The 20,043-nt window shown below is 33.6% G+C and carries 18 protein-coding genes; 6 read left to right on the top strand and 12 right to left on the bottom strand.

All coding sequences use genetic code 11. The features are described 5' to 3' along the window. Window positions 1-46: 46 nt before the first annotated feature. From OQ292_RS17710 to OQ292_RS17690, 5 genes are all read right to left on the bottom strand, one after another. Window positions 47-379, bottom strand: coding sequence for a cytochrome C oxidase subunit IV family protein (locus OQ292_RS17710; protein WP_284683475.1), 333 nt, complete (start codon window positions 377-379; stop codon window positions 47-49). A 35-nt stretch (window positions 380-414) separates the two neighbouring features. Continuing rightward, complete coding sequence (locus OQ292_RS17705) at window positions 415-1,161, bottom strand: cytochrome c oxidase subunit 3 (RefSeq protein WP_284683474.1); 747 nt, start codon at window positions 1,159-1,161, stop codon at window positions 415-417. Between the two features lie 73 nt (window positions 1,162-1,234). After that, window positions 1,235-1,819, bottom strand: coding sequence for a cytochrome c oxidase subunit 3 (locus tag OQ292_RS17700; RefSeq protein WP_284683473.1), 585 nt, complete (start codon window positions 1,817-1,819; stop codon window positions 1,235-1,237). Window positions 1,820-1,863: 44 nt separating this feature from the next. Continuing rightward, the gene (gene cyoE, locus OQ292_RS17695; RefSeq protein ID WP_431733745.1) at window positions 1,864-2,796 is read right to left on the bottom strand and encodes a heme o synthase; all 933 of its coding nucleotides are present in this window, start codon (window positions 2,794-2,796) and stop codon (window positions 1,864-1,866) included. 26 nt (window positions 2,797-2,822) lie between these two features. Next, window positions 2,823-3,824, bottom strand: coding sequence for a COX15/CtaA family protein (locus OQ292_RS17690; protein ID WP_284683472.1), 1,002 nt, complete (start codon window positions 3,822-3,824; stop codon window positions 2,823-2,825). Between the two features lie 220 nt (window positions 3,825-4,044). Between OQ292_RS17690 and aat the strand changes: the two genes are divergently transcribed. Then, window positions 4,045-4,752 carry a leucyl/phenylalanyl-tRNA--protein transferase gene (gene aat / locus OQ292_RS17685; protein ID WP_284683471.1) on the top strand — a complete coding sequence of 236 codons (708 nt, stop codon included), beginning with the start codon at window positions 4,045-4,047 and terminating at the stop codon, window positions 4,750-4,752. Between the two features lie 36 nt (window positions 4,753-4,788). Here aat and OQ292_RS17680 read toward each other — a convergent pair whose 3' ends face one another. Together OQ292_RS17680 and topA are read right to left on the bottom strand one after the other, a co-directional pair. Next, on the bottom strand, window positions 4,789-6,948 hold the full coding sequence (locus OQ292_RS17680; RefSeq protein WP_284683470.1) for a carboxy terminal-processing peptidase: 2,160 nt from the start codon (window positions 6,946-6,948) through the stop codon (window positions 4,789-4,791). Between the two features lie 205 nt (window positions 6,949-7,153). After that, complete coding sequence (topA, locus tag OQ292_RS17675; protein WP_284683469.1) at window positions 7,154-9,502, bottom strand: type I DNA topoisomerase; 2,349 nt, start codon at window positions 9,500-9,502, stop codon at window positions 7,154-7,156. 334 nt (window positions 9,503-9,836) lie between these two features. On the opposite strand from topA, the gene OQ292_RS17670 reads away from it, so the two are divergent. Together OQ292_RS17670 and OQ292_RS17665 are read left to right on the top strand one after the other, a co-directional pair. After that, entirely contained in the window at window positions 9,837-11,111 is a 1,275-nt protein-coding gene (locus OQ292_RS17670) for a citrate synthase (protein WP_284683468.1), read from the top strand. 143 nt (window positions 11,112-11,254) lie between these two features. Beyond that, window positions 11,255-11,821 carry an HD domain-containing protein gene (locus OQ292_RS17665; protein WP_284683467.1) on the top strand — a complete coding sequence of 189 codons (567 nt, stop codon included), beginning with the start codon at window positions 11,255-11,257 and terminating at the stop codon, window positions 11,819-11,821. A gap of 72 nt (window positions 11,822-11,893) precedes the next feature. On the opposite strand, the gene OQ292_RS17660 is transcribed toward OQ292_RS17665, so the two are convergent. Further along, a complete protein-coding gene (locus OQ292_RS17660; protein WP_284683466.1) occupies window positions 11,894-12,643 on the bottom strand; it encodes a hypothetical protein in 750 nt (249 codons plus the stop codon). Window positions 12,644-12,878: 235 nt separating this feature from the next. On the opposite strand from OQ292_RS17660, the gene lysA reads away from it, so the two are divergent. Next, window positions 12,879-14,129, top strand: a complete 1,251-nt coding sequence (gene lysA / locus OQ292_RS17655; protein ID WP_284683465.1) for a diaminopimelate decarboxylase — start codon at window positions 12,879-12,881, stop codon at window positions 14,127-14,129. Between the two features lie 59 nt (window positions 14,130-14,188). On the opposite strand, the gene OQ292_RS17650 is transcribed toward lysA, so the two are convergent. Then, entirely contained in the window at window positions 14,189-15,070 is an 882-nt protein-coding gene (locus tag OQ292_RS17650) for an EamA family transporter (protein WP_284683464.1), read from the bottom strand. A gap of 266 nt (window positions 15,071-15,336) precedes the next feature. Here OQ292_RS17650 and OQ292_RS17645 point away from each other — a divergent pair, with 266 nt between their 5' ends. Beyond that, entirely contained in the window at window positions 15,337-16,998 is a 1,662-nt protein-coding gene (locus OQ292_RS17645) for an NAD(P)/FAD-dependent oxidoreductase (protein ID WP_284683463.1), read from the top strand. A gap of 7 nt (window positions 16,999-17,005) precedes the next feature. Continuing rightward, the gene (locus OQ292_RS17640; protein WP_284683462.1) at window positions 17,006-17,458 is read left to right on the top strand and encodes a YkvA family protein; all 453 of its coding nucleotides are present in this window, start codon (window positions 17,006-17,008) and stop codon (window positions 17,456-17,458) included. A gap of 91 nt (window positions 17,459-17,549) precedes the next feature. On the opposite strand, the gene OQ292_RS17635 is transcribed toward OQ292_RS17640, so the two are convergent. From OQ292_RS17635 to OQ292_RS17625, 3 genes are read right to left on the bottom strand one after another with little or no spacing between them, the layout of a single operon-like run. Beyond that, entirely contained in the window at window positions 17,550-19,193 is a 1,644-nt protein-coding gene (locus tag OQ292_RS17635; protein ID WP_284683461.1) for a VWA domain-containing protein, read from the bottom strand. A 9-nt stretch (window positions 19,194-19,202) separates the two neighbouring features. Beyond that, entirely contained in the window at window positions 19,203-19,664 is a 462-nt protein-coding gene (locus OQ292_RS17630) for a hypothetical protein (RefSeq protein ID WP_284683460.1), read from the bottom strand. 26 nt (window positions 19,665-19,690) lie between these two features. Beyond that, window positions 19,691-19,996: a phosphoribosylpyrophosphate synthetase gene (locus tag OQ292_RS17625; protein WP_284683459.1), complete on the bottom strand. Its 306-nt coding sequence runs from the start codon at window positions 19,994-19,996 to the stop codon at window positions 19,691-19,693. Window positions 19,997-20,043: the final 47 nt, after the last annotated feature.

Raw genomic sequence — 20,043 nt, 5'->3', positions numbered from 1 at the left:
AGCGATTCATCTAGATGAATCGCTTTTTTTTAAGTAGAATTATATTTTACATAAGACTGCTAAAAATTGCTGAACCTTCATTCATTAAAGCTACAACTAACCATACAATAAAGACTAGCGGTAAAACTATAGAATACATCAGTACAGGAACTTCGTGTCCTAAGTGCATAAATTCAGATACTATATAAAATGCTTTAACTATAGTTAAAACAATAAATAAGATATTCAAAAGTGTTCTGTCTGAGCCATCTGGCCAAATAAATGCCAAGGCAAATTCAATTACAGTAACAACAAATAGAATTAAAGCTATTCTAATAACTTTCTTTGTGTTTGCTTTTCTTATCTCTTCAGCAGACAAACTAGAATCGTGAGATGCCATATTATATACGTGTTAAGTATTGCAGAATTAATTTATTAAATCAGGTAGAATAATGTAAATACAAAAACCCATACAAGGTCTACAAAGTGCCAGTATAATCCTACTTTTTCTACCATTTCGTAATGACCTCTTTTCTCATAAGTGCCCATTACTACATTGTAGAATACAATTATATTTAACACTACACCACTGGTTACGTGCATACCATGGAAACCTGTAATAAAGAAAAAGAAATCTGCAAATAATGGAGGTCCATATTGATTATGTGCGAGATTAGCACCAAAGAATGTTGAACCATCGCTTAATACTAAACCTTCATCTGTACCATGAATAAAGTGCATCCACTCCCAAGCTTGGCAGCTCAAAAACGCGATACCACCTACAATAGTCCAAATCATCCATTTTTCAACATCCTTTTGATCTTTTCTGTGGCCAGCTTCTACAGCTAACACCATTGTTACACTACTAAGAATCAAAATGAATGTCATTATACCTACAAATACTAGCGGTAACTCAGTGCCATGTAAAAATGGTACTGCATTAAAAACCTTTTCAGGAATTGGCCAGTGTAGGTCAGAAAATGTAAATGCTGAGTAAGGTTTTTCAAATGCTGGGTGCATAAACCTTACCATCAGATAAGAAATTAATAAAGCAGAAAATGTAAAAGCATCAGATAAAAGGAAAAACCACATCATAAGTTTCCCATAACTGGCTTTCATAGGGGATCCCCCTCCGTTCCATACATCCTTTTTAGGATCCTTTACAACAGTTGTTGTTGACATATTAAGTAGCTATACAGTTTAAAAACTAAAACAAGTAATGAATATTAATTGATAACGATTCGTAAAAATACAATTATCTATTTAATAGCAAAAATACAAACAAATATATCCATAAACCATCTAAAAAATGCCAATACGTAGCACATAAATCGATCGAAAGCAAATTTTTAGAATGGATCTTATATCTGAGAGATTGTACTAATACATAGAGAATTACAATTACTCCGGATATTAGGTGCAAACCATGCAGACCTGTTAAAACATATACGAAAGAACCGGATGGATTACCCACAAAGTAAACATTTATGTTTACTAGTTGAGCCCAGCCGTAAAATTGCAAAACAAGAAAGGTAATTCCTAAAATAGCTGTAACTATTGCTGCAATTCTTAATCTTGCAAAATTATCTTTTTTAGCTTCAATATAAGCCCAGTGCATTGAAACACTACTAGCAATAATTATTACAGTACTGATATAAAATATATTTGGTAGATCAAAAATATACCAGTTGCCTTCTCCCTGTCTTACAATATAAGCACTCGTTAAAGAGGCAAATATCATCACTACACTTACCATAAACAGCCATAAGGCAAACTTCTTTGGGTTCATTGAAGTTGTTTTTTGGGCAGTTTCTTCTCTTCTATGAATATATTCTGACATTATTTAAAATTTCTAATGAATAATATTATGTGAGTTTCAACAGACTATATTTTGTCTAGTAAAAAAGCTAATTGTACTATTGGTAAGTAAAAAAATGAGCTAAACATAAGTTTAAGTGCCGACTTTCTAGAACCTGTTCTCATTAAAGAAAAAGTTTGAACTAAAAATAATGCGCCACAAACAACTGCTACCAATGCCGATGTTAAACCAGTAATACCGTACTGAGCAGGTAATACACCCATTGGAATTAAGAATAGTGTATAGGTCATCATTTTAAAAGCAGTATTAAAGTCCTTTTTACCATTAGGTAGCATTTTAAACCCAGCTCTTTTATAGTCTTCGTCTCCTAGCCATGCAATCGACCAGAAATGCGGAAATTGCCACATAAACTGGATTCCGAAAATAATAAAAGCTTCTGCTGAAAGTGTACCAGTATAAGCTACCCAACCAATTAAAGGTGGCATAGCACCTGGAAATGCTCCTACAAATACAGAAATAGGACTCACACGTTTAAGTGGAGTATATACAAATCCATAAAGAATTAGTGAGAGTAATGTGAGAAGAGCTGTAAATGGGTTTACATAAACCATTAATAATACTGCCCCAATTGTAGTAACTATTAAAGTAAATATAGTTGCTTCTTGAATGGATAACCTTTCTGTTGGAAGAGGACGATCTTTTGTTCTCTTCATCAATTTGTCAAATTCTTTTTCTTTTATCTGATTGATTGTATTTGCACCAGAAGTTACCAAAAAACTCCCCATCATCAAACTCAAAAACTTCACCCAGTCAATAGGGCCTTCTTGTGCTAGCAAATAACCAAATGTACCAGAAAATACTACAACGGCACTTAATCTAAACTTAACAAGCTGAAAAAATAATTTCGCTTTAAATAAAATCAGATTACCTTGTACCTGTTCTTGCAAATGAGATTCACCTGTATACATGTGCTGTGTTTTACCGCTATTAGATTTCAATGTATGTATGCTGATTGTGTAAAAAATTAAGCAGTATGCATTGCTAAATTTTTCTGCTTTTTTAAAAACTTCTCAAAGTTAATGAATAAGAGTAATATAAATTGCACACCCAAAGCAAGTGACCCTAAAAGTAAATGAACGGGCTGTAACCAATTCGGTATGCTAAAGTATGCCATTCCTATACCACTTAATATCTCTGTAAGTAAAATAGCTCCTAGAAAATACGCCCACTTAACTGTATCTGAAGGCACATTTTCTTTTGATTTAAATAACATAAAGAAAAAATATGCATGTACTGCTAATACAAGCAAAGAGAATGATCTATGTGTATAAAAAACTGCACCTATTTCTTCTAACCATAAATTTCTTTGTTGATAATCAAAAGACTTAGCCACAACATCTACCCCCTCTCTTACCTGAGTACCTAACATCAGCTGTATTACAGATAGTGCAATGCAAATCAATAGAGTAAACTGAACTTTCTTAAAGGTAACTTCAGGAAGTTTTTTCAAACTTAATACATTACCAAACGATCTAAAAATCACAAACAAAAGTATTCCTACAATTACCTGTGCCAATAGCATATGTAGCGTTATTAAAATAGGCTTTAAATTAGTAGATACAACTACAGAACCCAACCAACCCTGAAATAAAACTATAAGAAAGGTAATAAAAGATAATACTGTAATTAGTTTGTCTTTTTTGTAAAAAGATATAGAAAGGATACAAGTAACTAAAATAAAAACACCTATTAGAGATCCAACTAGTCTGTTTACATATTCAGTCCAAGTGTGTATTACATTAAAATCGGCTATTTCTTTACCAGCAACTTTAAAAACTTCTTTATAATTTTCTGGTAATTCTGCTTCGTTAGTTGGTGGTACCCACTGCCCAAAACACTTTGGCCAGTCAGGACATCCCATTCCAGACCCTGTAGCTCTAACAATTCCTCCAACTAAAATGAGTACGTAAACCGAAACTATTGTTATTACTCCAAAATTGCGGAACCTCTTCTCAGACTTTTTCAATGATAATCAGTCGTTTGATTTGGGTGCAAATTTAAACATCAATCTGCTCTGTAAAAAAACAATCCTAATTAAAATTCAAGATTATTAAATTTGAAGGTTGGTAAGGGATTTTAAGTTACCGACGATTTACGCCAAAAAATCGTTTTTTAACAAGAAACTCCCTTTTCGCATAAAAGATTAATACCTATATTAAAGATAAAATTAAAAACAGAAAACATTAATGCCGGTATTCGAATTAGATAAACATGACATTGTGTTTCCACCTGCATACCTCGCAGATAACTCAGGATTACTGGCAATAGGTGGCGACTTATCTCCTGAAAGATTGCTTTCAGCTTATAAAATGGGGATTTTCCCTTGGTTTAACCCTAATGAACCCATTCTTTGGTGGTCTCCAAATCCGCGGTTTGTAATCATACCAGAAGAAATTAAAGTTTCTAAAAGTATGAAGCAGGTACTCAGAAGTGATAAATTCAAAGTGACATTTGATCAAAATTTTCATGGTGTAATAGAAGGCTGCCAGAGTGTACCTCGACCTGGGCAGCAAGGCACATGGATTTCAGAAGAGATTATCGATTCTTACTACGAATTATTTAAAAGAGGCTTTATACATACTGTTGAAGTCTGGCACGAAGATGAGCTCGTCGGAGGTTTGTATGGTGGAGTATTAGGGAAATGTTTTTTTGGTGAATCTATGTTTGCCAAAATGAGTAATGCTTCTAAAGTTGGATTTATCACCCTTGCAAAAAACCTTCATGAATTTGGCTTCGAAATAATAGACTGCCAAGTATACACCAATCACTTAGAGTCTTTAGGTGCTAGAATGATTCCAAGGATGCAATTTTTAAATAAAGTTGAAGCAAATAGCCATTCTATTCCAGAACAAGCTGAGTGGGGAAGTAAATTTAAAACCCGTTTCAATTATTAACTGAAACGGGTTTTAATATATGAATTAAAGAAATTATTAATCTTCTTTTTTAGGGTCAGGATCGGCAACTGCTACATCTGCCTTCATTTGGTCTTCAATTACTTGAAGAGCCTCATATATATAAACATCCTTCTGTACTTTTTTGTGGAAGTCTTCTATTCTGGCAACTCTCACAGAATCTGGAGAACCGTCAAACTCAGCTTTAACTTCTTCCAACACTAAATTCTCATGATCTTTAGTAAGGTTGCTGAATTTCTTAGCTTTTTCATCCAATCTATCTTGATAAGCATCAAAATCTTTGTAGTTAAGCGTTTGAAGTGTATTATCTCTTTCCTCTTTCATAGAATGTGCTTTTTCTTCTATCAATTGGAAAACTTCATTTGCATCAACTCTTTTTTCACTTTTTGCAGCTAACAGATCTGTATGTAATGGCTTTTCCCAAATTGCAAACTCATTTGCTTCTACTTCATCCCAAGGTAAAGCATAATCCAATTTGCTCTCTCCTACTTCAAGAAAATCGTATACGTCTGGTAAAATCACATCTGGTGTTACACCTTTCCATTGAGTAGATTTACCAGTAATTCTATAAAACTTCTGAATTGTAAGCTTTAATGAGCCAAGAGGTTTCATATCATTATATCTTGCAGAAAGATAATTATCGAGCTCTAAGAACTGCTGTACAGTTCCTTTACCGAATGAACTTGAACTACCAACAATAACAGCTCTGCCATAATCTTGCAGTGCAGCAGCAAGAATTTCTGATGCAGAAGCACTAATTTTATTAACCATTACTACAAGAGGTCCATCATAAATCACTTCAGGATCAGTATCTCTATAAATAACTGGCTTCGCTACTTTACTTCTCACTTGAACGATTGGCCCTTTCTCAATAAATAAACCACTCATATCAACTGCATCTCTTAAAGAGCCACCACCATTTGATCTTAAATCAAGAATAATTCCGTCGACACTTTTTTCTTTAAGCTTTAAAAGCTCCTTTTTTACGTCTTCTGCTGAGTTTCTACCTCCTCTTCTTTGGAAATCAGCATAGAAACTTGGCAACAAGATATATCCAATTCTATGGCCAGAATCTTTACTCTCAATTACAGTAGATTTAGCATAAGACTCTTCAAGAATTACTACATCTCTTATGATAGGCACGATCATAATCCTACCATCTGTCTTTTTAATCGTTAATCTAACTTCTGTTCCTTTTTTTCCTCTAATTAAAGATACAGCATCTTTTAAAGGCATTTCTTCTACAGATACAGGTTCTTCTTCAGCTTGAGCTACTTTAAGAATTATATCTTCTTCTTTTAGATCTCCTTGTTTCCAAGAAGCACTACCTGGTACAATTCTGCTAACTTTTATACTTCCATCCATCTGTACAAGCTGAGCACCTATACCTTCTAACCTACCAGACATTTGTATGTCAAATTCTTCTTTTTCGTAGGGAGGATAAAATTCTGTGTGAGGCCCATAAATGCTTAGGATTGCATTAATGTAATCTGAAAGTTTGTCTTCGTCATCTAACTTCTGAAGTCTGTCAAACAAATTATCACAATTACGCTTAACATCTTTGCGTACTTCCACTTCTAGTTCATCATCAGTTTTTGCAGTAAATTTCTCTCCTTTCTTCTTCGCCTCTTTCTGCTTTTTCTCCTGACTTTCTTTTTTGTTGTGGAACATCACTAAAGCCTGATACCTCAAATACTTCTCCCACTCTTTCTTAAGAGCTTTTTTAGAAGAAGCATATTCTCTTTTATCTGAGTCTAATTCAATTTCGTCTTTAGAGTCAAAATCGAATGGTTTCTCTAATATTTCACTACAATATGCTTGAGCTTCTGTTACTCTTTCTTTCATTATAGACACAGACAAGGTAAGCAAATCGTTATTGGCACCTTTTATATCGTCGTCTATTTGTGTTTCGAATGATTTTAGTTTTTTGATATCATCTTTAATAAAAAACCTTTTGCCTCCATCCATTCTTTTTAGGTATGCGTCAAAAGCTTTTTTAGAGAATTCATCGTCTTCTGTTAGATTGTTAAAGTGTGCTCGCTCTATTAAGCCTTGAAAAACAATTTCTTTGAGAATCGCTTCCTTATTTTTATCAAGCATATCAGCCTGAAAAAATGTAAAGCTGAATAAAGCGATTATGAAGGCAGGGATAATTAAAAATAAGATTCTTTTCTTCATACTTGGAGTGACTATATGATGTATAATTTGAGCTTATTTACTGTAAGAAATAGCTTGTAAGTATCAAAAACCTTTCCTTACATAAAAGAAATAAAAAAGAAAATCAACTCTATTAGATGAGTTAATATAACAATTTCTTCTATATACAAGAAAAAGTTTTGCAGTTCAGTTCCAGTATTAAAACTTCTTTAAGAAAAAATAATTCTTATTTTGATTCTGTTTTTGCAGTTTTTTTCTTTTTCCCCCCACCTCCAGACTTCTTATCTGGGGTTGACTCGATAATTTCTATACATTTTTCGTAAGTAAGTGATTCTGCTTCTGTACCCTTAGGAATTTTATAATTTTTCTTTTTAAAAGAAATGTAAGGTCCCCAGCGACCATTTAAGACTTTAAGATCTGCATCTTGCTCAAACTCTTTTATTAGCTTTTTAGCATCAGCTTCTCTTTTAGCTTTAATTAGTTCTATGGCAGTATCTAAATCTACTGTGTGTGGGTCTAATTCTTTTCCAAGAGAAACAAATTTTCCATCGTGTCTTACATAGGGACCAAACCTCCCAATTGCAGCTACTACTTTCTTACCTTCAAACTCTCCAACATCTCTTGGTAGTTTAAAAAGTTCAAGTGCTTCTTCTAGGGTTATTTTATCCATATACTGCCCTTTTCTTAAAGAGGCGTACAATGGTTTTTCTTCGTCTTCTTGCGTTCCGATCTGCACATAAGGTCCATATTTACCAATTTTGACAAACATTTCCTTTCCACTCTCTGGATGCTCACCCAACTTTCTTGTAGTACCAGCATCACTTCTTGTTAAATTCTTATCTGCATCTTCTACAGTAGTATGAAAACCACTGTAAAAAGAGTTAATCATATCATTCCAGACAATTTTACCACTAGCGATAGAGTCAAACTGTTCTTCTACCTTAGCTGTAAAAGAATAATCTACAATGTTTGAGAAATTCTTGGTTAAGAAGTCATTTACTACCATTCCCATATTCGTTGGGAAAAGTTTATTCTTCTCAGCTCCAGTAATTTCTGTCAGTACATTTTCATCAATTTTACTGTCTGCAAGTACTAACTCATTGTATTTTCTTTCAACACCTTCTCTTTGCTCCTTTATTACATAATTTCTCTTTTGAATAGTAGAAATGGTTGGTGCATAAGTAGAAGGTCTGCCTATACCTTTTTCTTCTAATCTTTTTACAAGACTAGCTTCCGTATATCTTGCCGGTGGTCTGCTAAAGCGTTCTGTAGCTCTTAGGTTATTTAACTCTAGTACTTGGCCTTTGTCCAACGGAGGAAGCATTCCTTTGCTTTCTTCATTGTCGTCATCTTCATCATCAGTAGATTCGATGTAAACCTTTAAAAACCCATCAAACTTAATTACTTCTCCTGTAGCAACTAATTTCTCATCTCTTCCAGTAATATCAATTGTTGCAGTGGTTTTTTCGAGTTTAGCATCAGACATTTGAGACGCAATTGCTCTTTTCCAAATAAGGTCGTAGAGCTTCACATCATTTCTTTCTCCTGAAATAGAATGATTGGCAAAATTAGTTGGTCTAATAGCTTCGTGAGCTTCTTGAGCAGATGCAGACTTATTTTTAAACTGTCTATTCTTTAAATAATCTTCTCCGTAGTGGCTTACAATTTCATTGGCAGCAAATTGTCTTGCCTCATTAGATAGGTTTACAGAGTCAGTTCTCATATAGGTAATATGTCCTGCTTCGTAAAGCCTTTGGGCAACTGCCATTGTCTGAGAAACTGAAAAATATAACTTTCTACTTGCTTCTTGTTGCAATGTTGAAGTTGTAAAAGGAGCTGCAGGTGATTTTTTACCTGGTTTAGTTTCTAACTTTTCAATTGAAAAAGCAGCATCAGTACAACTTTCAAGAAAAGCTTTTGCCTCTTCTTTTGTATCAAATCTTTTATTAAGATCTGCCTGAAGAATTTTTCCTTTTCCTAAATCGAATATCGCATTTACCTTATAGGCACTTTTTGGTTCAAAAGCATCTACCTCTCTTTCTCTCTCTACTACCATTCGAACTGCTACAGACTGTACCCTACCGGCAGATAATCCAGCTTTAATCTTTTTCCAAAGTACTGGAGAAAGCTCAAAACCTACTAATCTGTCTAGTACTCTCCTCGCCTGTTGTGCATTTACAAGATCTACATCAATAGTTCTTGGAGTTTGAATAGCATTAAGAATTGCATTTTTAGTAATTTCTCTAAAAACAATTCTTTTGGTATGATCATCTTTCAAATTGAGGGCTTCCTTCAAATGCCAGGATATAGCTTCCCCTTCGCGGTCGTCGTCAGTTGCTAACCAGACTATTTCCGCATCTTTAACCAGTTTTTTCAATTCAGATATAACCTGCTTCTTGTCAGGAGAGATTACATACTCTGGTTTAAACCCATTCTCAATATCAATTGCGCCATTTCCTTTTGGCAAGTCGCGAACATGCCCGTAGCTGGATTTAACTAGATAGTCTTTACCCAGATACTTTTCAATTGTCTTTGCTTTTGCTGGTGATTCTACTATGACTAAATTTTTCGTCATTATATATCTTTTCAGATTTTAAAATGAAATTAGTTGATTCTCACAATAAATATTGAAGTTATATAAAAAATTAACTTCACAAATCTTATTGTTCTTCAAAAAAAATTTTTGTAAAATTTAAAATCAACCTATTTTTTAACATCTTGAAATTGGACTAAACACCCAATATCCATTTAATTTGCTCACAATATTAATACTTAAATTATTATTTAAAATACACAAACATATTAATTCACGAAATTGTTAAATACAATAGAGCGAATATTCGCCAAATTGACTTACAATTTTTATATTCGCCACATAAGACAATTTCAATACTAAATTTGGATAATCAATGACAAAAACAGCGGAATTACACATTGACGGTAACGTCTATGAGCTTCCCATTCTGGAAGGATCAGAAGGAGAAAAAGCAATCGACATTTCTAAACTAAGAGCGCAAACTGGTCATATAACTCTTGATGTAGGTTTTAAAAATACGGGTTCTACTAAAAGTTCTATCACTTTCTTAGATGGTGAAAAAGGAATTTTGAGACACAGAGGTTACACAATAGAAGATCTTTGCGAAAAAGCAGATTTTCTTGAAGTAGCTTATATGTTGATATACGGTGAGTTTCCAGATGCAGAAACCTACGAAAAGTTTAAATATACTATTACCCACCATACGCTTGTGCACGAAGACATGAGGAAAATCTTTGATGGTTTCCCTTCAACTGCACACCCAATGGGAGTTTTGTCATCTCTTGTAACTTCATTAACCGCTTTTTATCCTGAGTCACTAGATCCAACTACCTCACCTGAGGGAGTAGATCTTACAATCGAAAGGCTTTTAGCCAAGTTACCAACTATTGCGGCCTGGTCTTATAAAAATGAAATGGGCCACCCTGTAAATTATCCAAACAATCAGCTTGATTACGTTTCTAACTTCCTTTACATGATGTTTGGTTTTAGAACCGAAAATTATGAAGTGAATCCTGTAGTTAGAGACGCTTTAAATAAATTACTGATCTTACACGCAGATCACGAACAAAACTGTTCTGCTGCTACTGTAAGAGTAGTAGGATCATCTCAAGCAAGTTTATACGCTTCAGTTTCTGCTGGTATTAATGCACTTTGGGGAAGACTTCACGGTGGAGCAAACCAAGCAGTTATCGAAATGCTTGAAAATATCAAAAAAGACGGAGGTGATGTAGAAAAATACCTTGCCAAAGCTAAAGATAAAGACGACCCATTCAGGCTGATGGGATTTGGACACAGAGTTTACAAAAACTTTGACCCTAGAGCAAGAATAATTAAAAAATCTTGTGATGATGTTTTAGAAAGCCTAGGCATTAAGGATCCTACATTAGAAATCGCTAAAAAGCTAGAAGAAGCAGCTCTTAAAGACGATTACTTTGTAGAAAGAAAGCTTTTCCCTAACGTAGACTTCTATTCTGGTATCATCTATCGTGCGATAGGTATTCCAACAGAAATGTTTACTGTAATGTTTGCCATGGGTAGACTACCAGGTTGGATCGCTCAGTGGAAAGAAATGAGAGAAGAAGGACAACCAATTGGTAGACCAAGACAGCTTTACGTAGGCGAAAACGAAAGGAAATTAGAGAAATAAAATCGAGTTCATCAGATTTTAAGCCGGCTTTGCCCGGCTTTTTTTATGCCTGAGTAAATCTTATGTGAAGTAATCCTTAATTAGAGAAGTATTTTGACTTGTTTGATATAAATTTATATTGAAAACGATCTTATTTCTTTAAAATGGACTATTCTAAAACTATTACTCAAGAAATTTTACAGCTCTTCGAAAAGTACGGAAGAGAACAATATGGAGAAGATATAACGCAAGAAGAACATGCTCTCCAATCGGCAATTCTAGCTCAAAGAGAAGGCTTTGATGACGAAGTAATTATTGCTGCATTACTGCATGATATAGGACATCTTTTTTCTGAAGAATCGGAAGAAAAGAAAATGGGTGCATATGGTATAATGAGCCACGAAAAAGTTGGAGCCGATTACCTAAGAGAAAAAGGTTTCGCAGAAATTGTAGCACTACTTGTTGAAGGCCATGTTGAGGCAAAAAGATACCTTACTTTTAAATATCCAGATTACTACACGCAACTTTCTGAAGCGAGTAAGAAAACTTTAGAATATCAGGGAGGAGTAATGAATGAAAATGAGGCAAAAGAATTTGAACTATTACCTCACTTTAAACTCAACCTCAAAATGCGCGAGTGGGACGACATGGCTAAAATTGAAGACTTGAAACTCCCAACCATGGAAGATTATAAAGCAATGATTCAAAAACATCTGGAAGCTAAAAACTAAAGCCCCCAGATTATTATATATTTTTTAAAAGTTGCTTGCAGAAAGTTTTTTTACTTTCAAACCAAGTAACTTTTAATTTCTTCTTTGTGAAAAGCTAAATTCATAAACTGAATTACCCAGTGGTACATAAACTTTTATATTTCTTCTACCCTCTACTAAAGGAATGTAAACATAACCTGAAACAGTTTCGTGAGAAGCTATAGCTTGATGATTAAAGGCATTTCTTAAAACTCGCTCGCGCTCTAACTCCAATTGATTCACTTTAGCTACAACTGTATTTTCATCAATCGAATTGATAATACTGGCACCCGTCATGATCGTATTTTGCTGCAATTCTTTTTTTAATTGTTTATCGACATTCTTCCTATCCTCTTCATCCTCAGAAAGTTCAGTTGCTATAAGAGCTGCTACCATTACCACACCTAAACCCACTTGCCTGCCTGTTTGTCGCTTTCTTACTCTCACTAATTCATAATCTATTCTGCTTAAAACTTCTTCTGTGGGAATGGCTCTGTCAAAACTTTCAGGAAAACCTTCGTAAAGCATTATTCCCTGATCGATGTAGATCGACTCTGGTATTCCATAATCATCATTAAATACAAAAAGCTCATGGCCTTGATTTTCGATTTCCAGATTAAAGATCAGATAATTCCAAGAATTACTAACATATTGAAGGTCTACATGCAAATTATGGTTAATCTTTTCATTATAGCTGTTAATACTTACAGGTTTATCTGTTGTAAGCATATAATTGGGCATGCTTGCACAAGAGCTTAAAAGCAATAAAACAAGAAAGGGTAATCTGTCAGAGGTAAATTTCAAAAACATGATGTTAAATAGTTGGTGCAGTACTAGGATGAAGAAAGCCTCCAAATGGTTGCTTTATATTATGACAATTTACTCAAAAAAGTAGACAAATATTTTTGCGAGAAACAGCTCTAATCGATTATTTCTATCAACTTTCTAAAAAATATTAATACTGTCATTCATATTCTCTTGAATTGCCCTTTCCAAATACTATTTTTGCAAATTCAATTAATTACTATTTAAGAATACCATGAGGTTAGAAGACAATATCTATTTTGCCGGAGAAAATACTGTAGCATCAGTATGTAATCAATTTGGAACCCCTCTTTACTTGTACGACTCAGACAAAATTGTTGAGCAAATTAAAACTTTTAAACAGGCTTTTAATTGGCCAAAGCTTAAAGTAAAGTTTGCCATGAAGTCTTTGAGCAACATCAGTATTCTTAAACTGATGAAAGCTCATGGTGTAGAATTAGATGCAGTTTCTCTTTACGAAGCTGAAACTGGTTTCTTTGCGGGATATAAGCCATCTCAGATTATGTATACACCTAGTGGTGTAAAATTCGATGAGTTGGAAGAAGGCGTGCTTAAAGGTTACCAAATAAATGTAGATAACCTTTCTACACTAGAGAAATTCGGAGAAAAATACGGCAACACAGTTCCTTGTTGTTTAAGAATTAATCCGCATATAAAAGCTGGTGGCAACCACAAAATTCAAACAGGACATAAAGATTCTAAATTTGGAATCTCATTACTTCAGATTGATCAAATACTTGAGATCACAAAAAAATACGATATCGTAATCAATGGATTACATATGCACACAGGTTCTGAGATTTATGAAATAGATCCTTACATTGAAGGTGCTAAAGTACTTTTTAAGCTTGCACAAAATTTTGCTCATCTTGATTTTATAGACTTTGGCAGTGGCTTTAAAGTAGCTTATAAAGACGGTGATAAAGTAACAGACTTAAAGAAACTAGGTGATAATCTAGTTGCTGAGTTTAGCGCTTTCTGCGATTCTTATGGAAAAGAATTAGAAATGTGGTTTGAGCCTGGTAAATTTTTAGTAAGCGAATCAGGCGTGTTACTAGTGAAAGCTAATGTTGTAAAACAAACTCCATACTCTACTTTTGTTGGTGTTGATTCAGGTTTAAATCACCTAATTCGCCCAATGATGTATGATTCTTACCATGAAATTGTAAATGTTTCTAATCCAACTGGAAAAGTTCAGAACTACAATGTAGTTGGATACATATGTGAAACAGACACTTTTGCTTGGGACAGACCTTTAAATGAAGTGAGAGAAGGTGACATCTTAGCTATTAAAAATGCAGGTGCTTATGGCTTTAGCATGAGCTCTAATTACAATAGCCGCCCAAGACCAGCAGAAGCGCTTATTGTAAATGGTGTTCCTCAATTAATTAGAAATAGAGAAACCATACAAGATATACTTAAGAATCAAATAGATATATTTCAAGAAGAAGAAATAAAGATTTAATCTAAATATTTAGAAAGATAAATGAAGAAGCTGGTGTTTATTTAAGACATCAGCTTTTTTTATTTAAACATAATGATGATTACAGAACCAACAATCATGATTACAGAACCAATGAGCTTCTTTTTAATATTCTGTTCTTTAAAAATCCTATAGCCTAAAACCACACTCACAATAATAGAAAGTTGAAAAAGAGAGAGTGCGTAACCAACAGGCATTTTATCAAAAACATAATTGGTAGTAAATTGCATTGTACCTATACAAATCACCAATAATATATACTTCTGAATGTCTTTGGGAATAATCTTTCCGAATTCATTTTTAACCTCAACTCTAAATGCAAATAGAATTAAAAAAGAGAAGAATGCACCCAACCAACACCAACTTATAAAAGCAATTTGTGTAGAAGAGGCCAGAATAATTTTCTTGATAAAAACAGCCTCAGTAGCACTTAATATCATAGCCCATACCCGATACTTAATCTCAGGCTTTTTTAACAGTGCCCAAGAAAATTTTTCATCAGTAGTACCTAAAACATAATAACTCCCATAAATAATTAAAGCCATACCCAACACTCCCCATACATTCGGAATTTCCCCTAATAAGAAAATTCCAACTACAATTCCGATTACAGATTTATAAGAGTTAATTGGTCCTAAAACAGACAGATCGCCCTTTAGTAGAGCTTTTACTAAAAAGCCATTACCTAATGCGCCAGTAATTCCACCCAAGATAGAATAAAACCAAAAATCTTGTGGCAATTCAGTCCAGTTTACATTTATAGCTAATAAGACACAGAACAGTGCCAGTAAAAAATAGGTAATAAAATTAACCAGTAAAGGATGATGATCTTTGGCAGTAAGTTGTTTTTGAAACACATTCCCTAAAGGATTGGAAATTACCCGTAAGGCAACAGCAATTGATGTGAGAAGTAGTTGAATCAATTAATTAAATAGTTTTAAGATGATATTTTCATGCTGATTTCTACTTGCAACAAAGGTATAGCATATAAAGAATAAACACATTGAATCTCATATTTTAAATAGGCTCCCATTAGCTTCTGAAGCTCTTGGATTAATAAATTATCAATTTACATGTATTATTAATGGTTTAGACTGTAAAAAGTTAAGGGTATCATTTGATTAACATGATAGATATTTATATTTAAAAATTCTAATTAGAAGGATCTACTATACTCACTCAATATTTTATGAAACTTCCTGTAATTCTGGTCGTTGATGACGACCCGCAGGTTTTGCGATCTGTAACAAAAGATTTGAAATCTAAATACAGAAAATCTTATAAGGTTCTAAGTACAACCTCTGCACAGGAAGCCCTAGACTTACTTACAGAGTTAAAAAAGAAGAATGAAAATCTGGCGCTTTTTCTTTCAGATCAAAGAATGCCAGAGATGCTCGGGGTCGATTATTTACAAAAAGCTTCTGTACATTTTCCAGAAGCTAAAAAAGTTTTGCTTACAGCTTATTCTGATATAGAAGCAGCTGTTCGGGCTATAAATGAAGTAAGCCTCGACTATTATTTAATGAAACCTTGGGATCCACCAGAAGAGAAACTGTTCCCGATAATAGACGATTTGCTAGATACTTGGCAAACGGGCTTTATTCCAGATTTTGAAGGAATAAAAATAGTTGGTTGCCAGTACTCACCCAAATCGCATAAGATTAAAGATTATTTAGCAGGTAATCTTATTCCATACCAATGGATAGATTTTGATAATAACCCAAGAGGCAAAGAGATTTTGAGGTTGTATGATATTGATGAGTCTCACATGCCAGTTTTATTTTTTGAAGACCAGAGTATTTTAAAAGATCCCACCAATATTGAAATAGCTGAAAAACTTGGTATGCAACATATACCAAATTCAGATATGTATGATGTAACAATTATTGGTGCAGGCCCTGCTGGTTTAGCCGCTGCTGTTTATGGTGGCTCTGAAGGATTAAAAACTTTATTGGTAGAAAAAAGAGCTCCTGGCGGACAAGCTGGCACCAGTTCCAGAATCGAAAACTACTTGGGTTTTCCCACGGGGCTTTCCGGAGCAGATTTAGCCAAAAGAGCTATTACTCAGGCAACTAGGTTTGGAATAGAGTTTCTATCTCCACATCAAGTAAAAGAAATTACACTTACACATCAATTTAAAATTCTTAAACTAGATAATGATTCAGTTATCAAAACTAGAAGTTTAATTATAACCACTGGAGTAGATTACCGAAAACTAAATGCTATCGGTATCGATGATTTTACTGGGGCTGGTGTTTACTATGGGGCAGCCACTACAGAAGCTCATGCTTGTAAAAAACAAGAAATTTATATTGTTGGCGGTGGTAACTCTGCCGGACAAGCCGCTATGTATCTTTCAAAATTTGCAGCTAATGTCTATATTGTCATTCGAAAAGATTCTCTTTCGTACAGTATGTCAAAATATTTGATTGATCAGATAGAAAAAACACCAAATATTAAACTAATTACGAATTCAAGAGTAAAAGAAGTAAAAGGTGATCTTAGATTATCTCAAATAATTCTGGAAAATATCGAAACCAATAATTTAGAAACAAGAGATGCAATGGCACTTTTTGTATTTATTGGCGCAAAGCCATTTACAGATTGGATACCAACAGATATTGAAAGAAATAAAAAAGGGTTTCTGGAAACAGGCCGAGATTTAATTTCTAAGCCAGGTTTTAAAAAAAAATGGAAACTCAACAGAGAACCTTTTATGTTAGAAACCAGTATACCGGGTATTTTCGCAGCAGGTGATGTGAGATCGGGTGCAATGAACAGAATTGCCTCTGCTGTAGGAGAAGGTGCTATGTCTATAAAATATGTACACCAATACTTGGCTGAAAATTAAATTTTTTATGGAAATAGAAGAGCTTAACTTAAAAGACCTAAAACAGTATCAAAAACATTTTTCTGAAACTGTTTTATGGAAAAAAATTAAAAAACTTGGAGAAAAAGCCGGCTTAAAAGTAGTTTACTCATCACTCTTACTTTACTATGCTTTTAAATCTGACGATGTTTCTCTACAAGCTAAAGCAACTATTGTAGGTGCTTTAGGCTATTTTATTCTTCCCTTTGATTTTTTACCAGATTTTATTCCTTTAATAGGATTTACTGATGATTTAGGCGCTTTAATATTGGCAATTACGCAAATTAAAGAGTCCATTACTCCTGAAATTAAAAAGAAAGCCAAAGAAAAACTCGACGATTGGTTCCCTCAGTTTGAAAAAGCAGAAATTGTTGAAGTGGATAATGCAACTAATGTTGAAGATTATTCAGATTACGATTGGCAAGTAAATAAGCCCGATTGATAAATCTAATTAATACAAAAAGCCAGTAGTAAATTTTACTACTGGCTTTTTGTATTTTTTTCACTTAAATATTTAGACTTTACATGAAAATTTAATTTACATCCATATTATGCAAATCGTTGGCTAATAACCTAATAATATCTTTCCTTTCAGGATCGTATGCCCAAGAGTTATCAAAAGCTTCTAATACTTCTAAATTTGCTTTGTCAGAAAGTGTTAAGCTATGAAACTGAGTTCCCTTGTATTGCTCCCGTTTAATTTTTTCTAGTAGATCTTCTCTAATTTTAAACATCACAAAATCAGAGACCATCAATACATCTGCATCTTTATAATCATTGGTTTGTAAAACATCCAACGTTTCAGAAAGTGCTGGTCCTACATCAGTTCCACCATCAAAAGACATTCTTAGAAACTCTACGATCTTATCAATCGAATTAGCGATGTCTGTTAGGTTAATGGTTTTAATGCCAATTGAGAAGTTAATAAGATAGCATTTTCGCTGTTCATCTGCTGCCATTTTCATTATTGCAAAAACCAAGACTTTAGCGATTTGAGAAGGTGTCCCATACATAGAACCGCTGGTATCTATACATAAAATAAACGGCCCCTTTTCTTTCTTTTTTTGTTTCTGAACAGCATAATAATTGAACCTATCGCTGGTAACCATTCTTTTTCCTTCATAGTAAAAAGATAGCAAGCTGTGGTCAGCAAATTTTTGGTAGAAAGCCAAAGAAGTATCATTATCAGCTAAATAAGCTGCTTCTGATGGCAGCATGGTATTTAAATCGTTACTACTTTTAATCCCTCCTACTTCTTCTTTTAAGGTTTCATCCTTAATCCATTCTTTTTTTATAATTACATCTTCATAAATTTCCTCTTGCAATTCTATTTCAGCTTCACGCATTTGGCCAAGTAAATCTGCCAATTCTTTTATTCCCTTTTCTTCTTCTAAAAGCTCACTGTATTTTTCTAATACTGAAAAACCGGTATCAGCCCACAAACCTCTCGACATATCCCAATAATTACCAGCTTCTTCTGCAAATGGATTTACTATTCCCATCAATTTGATGTATTCAGACAGCTTTTTTTCAATGAGTGTATTAAAACCTTCAAACTCTTTTATCAATTCTTTTAACTGCCATTTTAAAATTTTAGCAGTAAGTAAAGCATCCCATTGAGCAAGCAAATCATCAATAATAATATCTAATTCAGATTTATACTCTTGCTTATCTGCTAGTTTTTGATCTGTAACATTTGAGGGGGCATTTGGCATTAAAACCTTGAACTTTTCTATGTAAAAAGCTACATCTAACTCATCTCTCCCATAAATTTCTTTGAGTTGATTAACTAAATTATACCAACTGTCTTTCCATAGAAATGTGGGTTTGTGGCTCCAACTATCAAATGAGTGTAATTCATGATAATAAGGATTATTTTCCTTCACCTTTTTATCAGTTCTCTTAACCCACTTTAAAATATCATTAATAATTTCGTTGGTGAGCACCTGATTATTTTTTGTGGCTTTTTTCAGATTTTGATTTTGAAAGATGCGATCTAAGCTTGCATGTAAATAATTAAAATAATCGCCTTGTGGTTTATCTTCATTAAACACCTCGCCTGTGATGTTATAATAAAGATAAAATACTAGATATTCTCTGGTTGGTTTGTCAAATGCACTCCCAAATTCAATAAACTGCTCAAAATCATTTCTTATCTCTGAAAAGGATTTGTTCATAAAGGAAAATTACTTTTTAGGAAGTCTCGATTTAGCTTTTTCTGACAAGGCAAAAGATTCTCTTCTAGTCATCTTTTTAATGTAATCTATTTTTCTAAATCTTAAAGCACTCCAATCTTCGTCAATAGCAACTTGTCTTACAGGTTCCATATCGTGCTCGCCGAACACTTCCCAGCCTGTATCACGATTAAAATTGCAGGTATATTTTTTAGAGCTTTTTTTAGGATAAGCAATCCAGACCAATGTGTCACCTTCAAATTTTTCAGCATTTGTTCTTACTATATTTTCCATTACTTCTTTTTCAGTAACAAAAACAAGCAAAAAACCGATACTTTTTAGCTCTTCGGCAGATTCAAACACCTTAGTTAAACCTTGCATATTTTCAAGATTAGGCAAAAAGCTTTTTGGTGCATGTAACACCACCACTTCATCTTGATCTTTAAAATTAAGCTTTTTAAATAATGGATCCACCTTGGTCTGGTTAGTTAAATTCTAAATTAATTCTCAAATTTTATCTGTTTTATTAAATCAGTATTTTGAGAATGTTTGGCTCCGTATGCCATTACCATCGTTCCTTTTATACCATCTTTAGCTTCAATGGCTAATAATTCCGAAGAATCATCTGGATCAGTCATTCCTTCAAATCTGTATTGCTCAGTAATTTTTAAGTCTTCTGGCTTATACTTGTTATCAGACTTTAAAGCCTCAATGTAATCATCAGTTGCCTGAAAATCTTCAGTAAATCCTTCTTTGACTAATAAATTTATCGCTTCAGTTAAACTATCAAAATCTCTATTTTTCATGGTTTTCATTTTATGATTATAGTGTTTATTGTTTATAATCTAACAAA

This window comes from Chondrinema litorale, from assembly GCF_026250525.1.
Classification (GTDB): Bacteria; Bacteroidota; Bacteroidia; order Cytophagales; family Flammeovirgaceae; genus Chondrinema; species Chondrinema litorale.
Note: the sequence above shows the minus strand (reverse complement) of the source record. Positions and strands in the feature narration are given on the sequence as shown.

Excerpts from the sequence above, each read along its gene's own strand:
- lysA (WP_284683465.1), top strand. The coding sequence starts at position 12,879 with ATGAGGTTAGAAGACAATATCTATTTTGCCGGAGAAAATACTGTAGCA.
- OQ292_RS17700 (WP_284683473.1), bottom strand. The coding sequence starts at position 1,819 with ATGTCAGAATATATTCATAGAAGAGAAGAAACTGCCCAAAAAACAACT.
- OQ292_RS17705 (WP_284683474.1), bottom strand. The coding sequence starts at position 1,161 with ATGTCAACAACAACTGTTGTAAAGGATCCTAAAAAGGATGTATGGAAC.
- aat (WP_284683471.1), top strand. The coding sequence starts at position 4,045 with ATGCCGGTATTCGAATTAGATAAACATGACATTGTGTTTCCACCTGCA.
- OQ292_RS17645 (WP_284683463.1), top strand. The coding sequence starts at position 15,337 with ATGAAACTTCCTGTAATTCTGGTCGTTGATGACGACCCGCAGGTTTTG.
- OQ292_RS17640 (WP_284683462.1), top strand. The coding sequence starts at position 17,006 with ATGGAAATAGAAGAGCTTAACTTAAAAGACCTAAAACAGTATCAAAAA.
- OQ292_RS17670 (WP_284683468.1), top strand. The coding sequence starts at position 9,837 with ATGACAAAAACAGCGGAATTACACATTGACGGTAACGTCTATGAGCTT.
- OQ292_RS17680 (WP_284683470.1), bottom strand. The coding sequence starts at position 6,948 with ATGAAGAAAAGAATCTTATTTTTAATTATCCCTGCCTTCATAATCGCT.
- OQ292_RS17665 (WP_284683467.1), top strand. The coding sequence starts at position 11,255 with ATGGACTATTCTAAAACTATTACTCAAGAAATTTTACAGCTCTTCGAA.
- topA (WP_284683469.1), bottom strand. The coding sequence starts at position 9,502 with ATGACGAAAAATTTAGTCATAGTAGAATCACCAGCAAAAGCAAAGACA.
- OQ292_RS17635 (WP_284683461.1), bottom strand. The coding sequence starts at position 19,193 with ATGAACAAATCCTTTTCAGAGATAAGAAATGATTTTGAGCAGTTTATT.
- OQ292_RS17625 (WP_284683459.1), bottom strand. The coding sequence starts at position 19,996 with ATGAAAAATAGAGATTTTGATAGTTTAACTGAAGCGATAAATTTATTA.
- OQ292_RS17710 (WP_284683475.1), bottom strand. The coding sequence starts at position 379 with ATGGCATCTCACGATTCTAGTTTGTCTGCTGAAGAGATAAGAAAAGCA.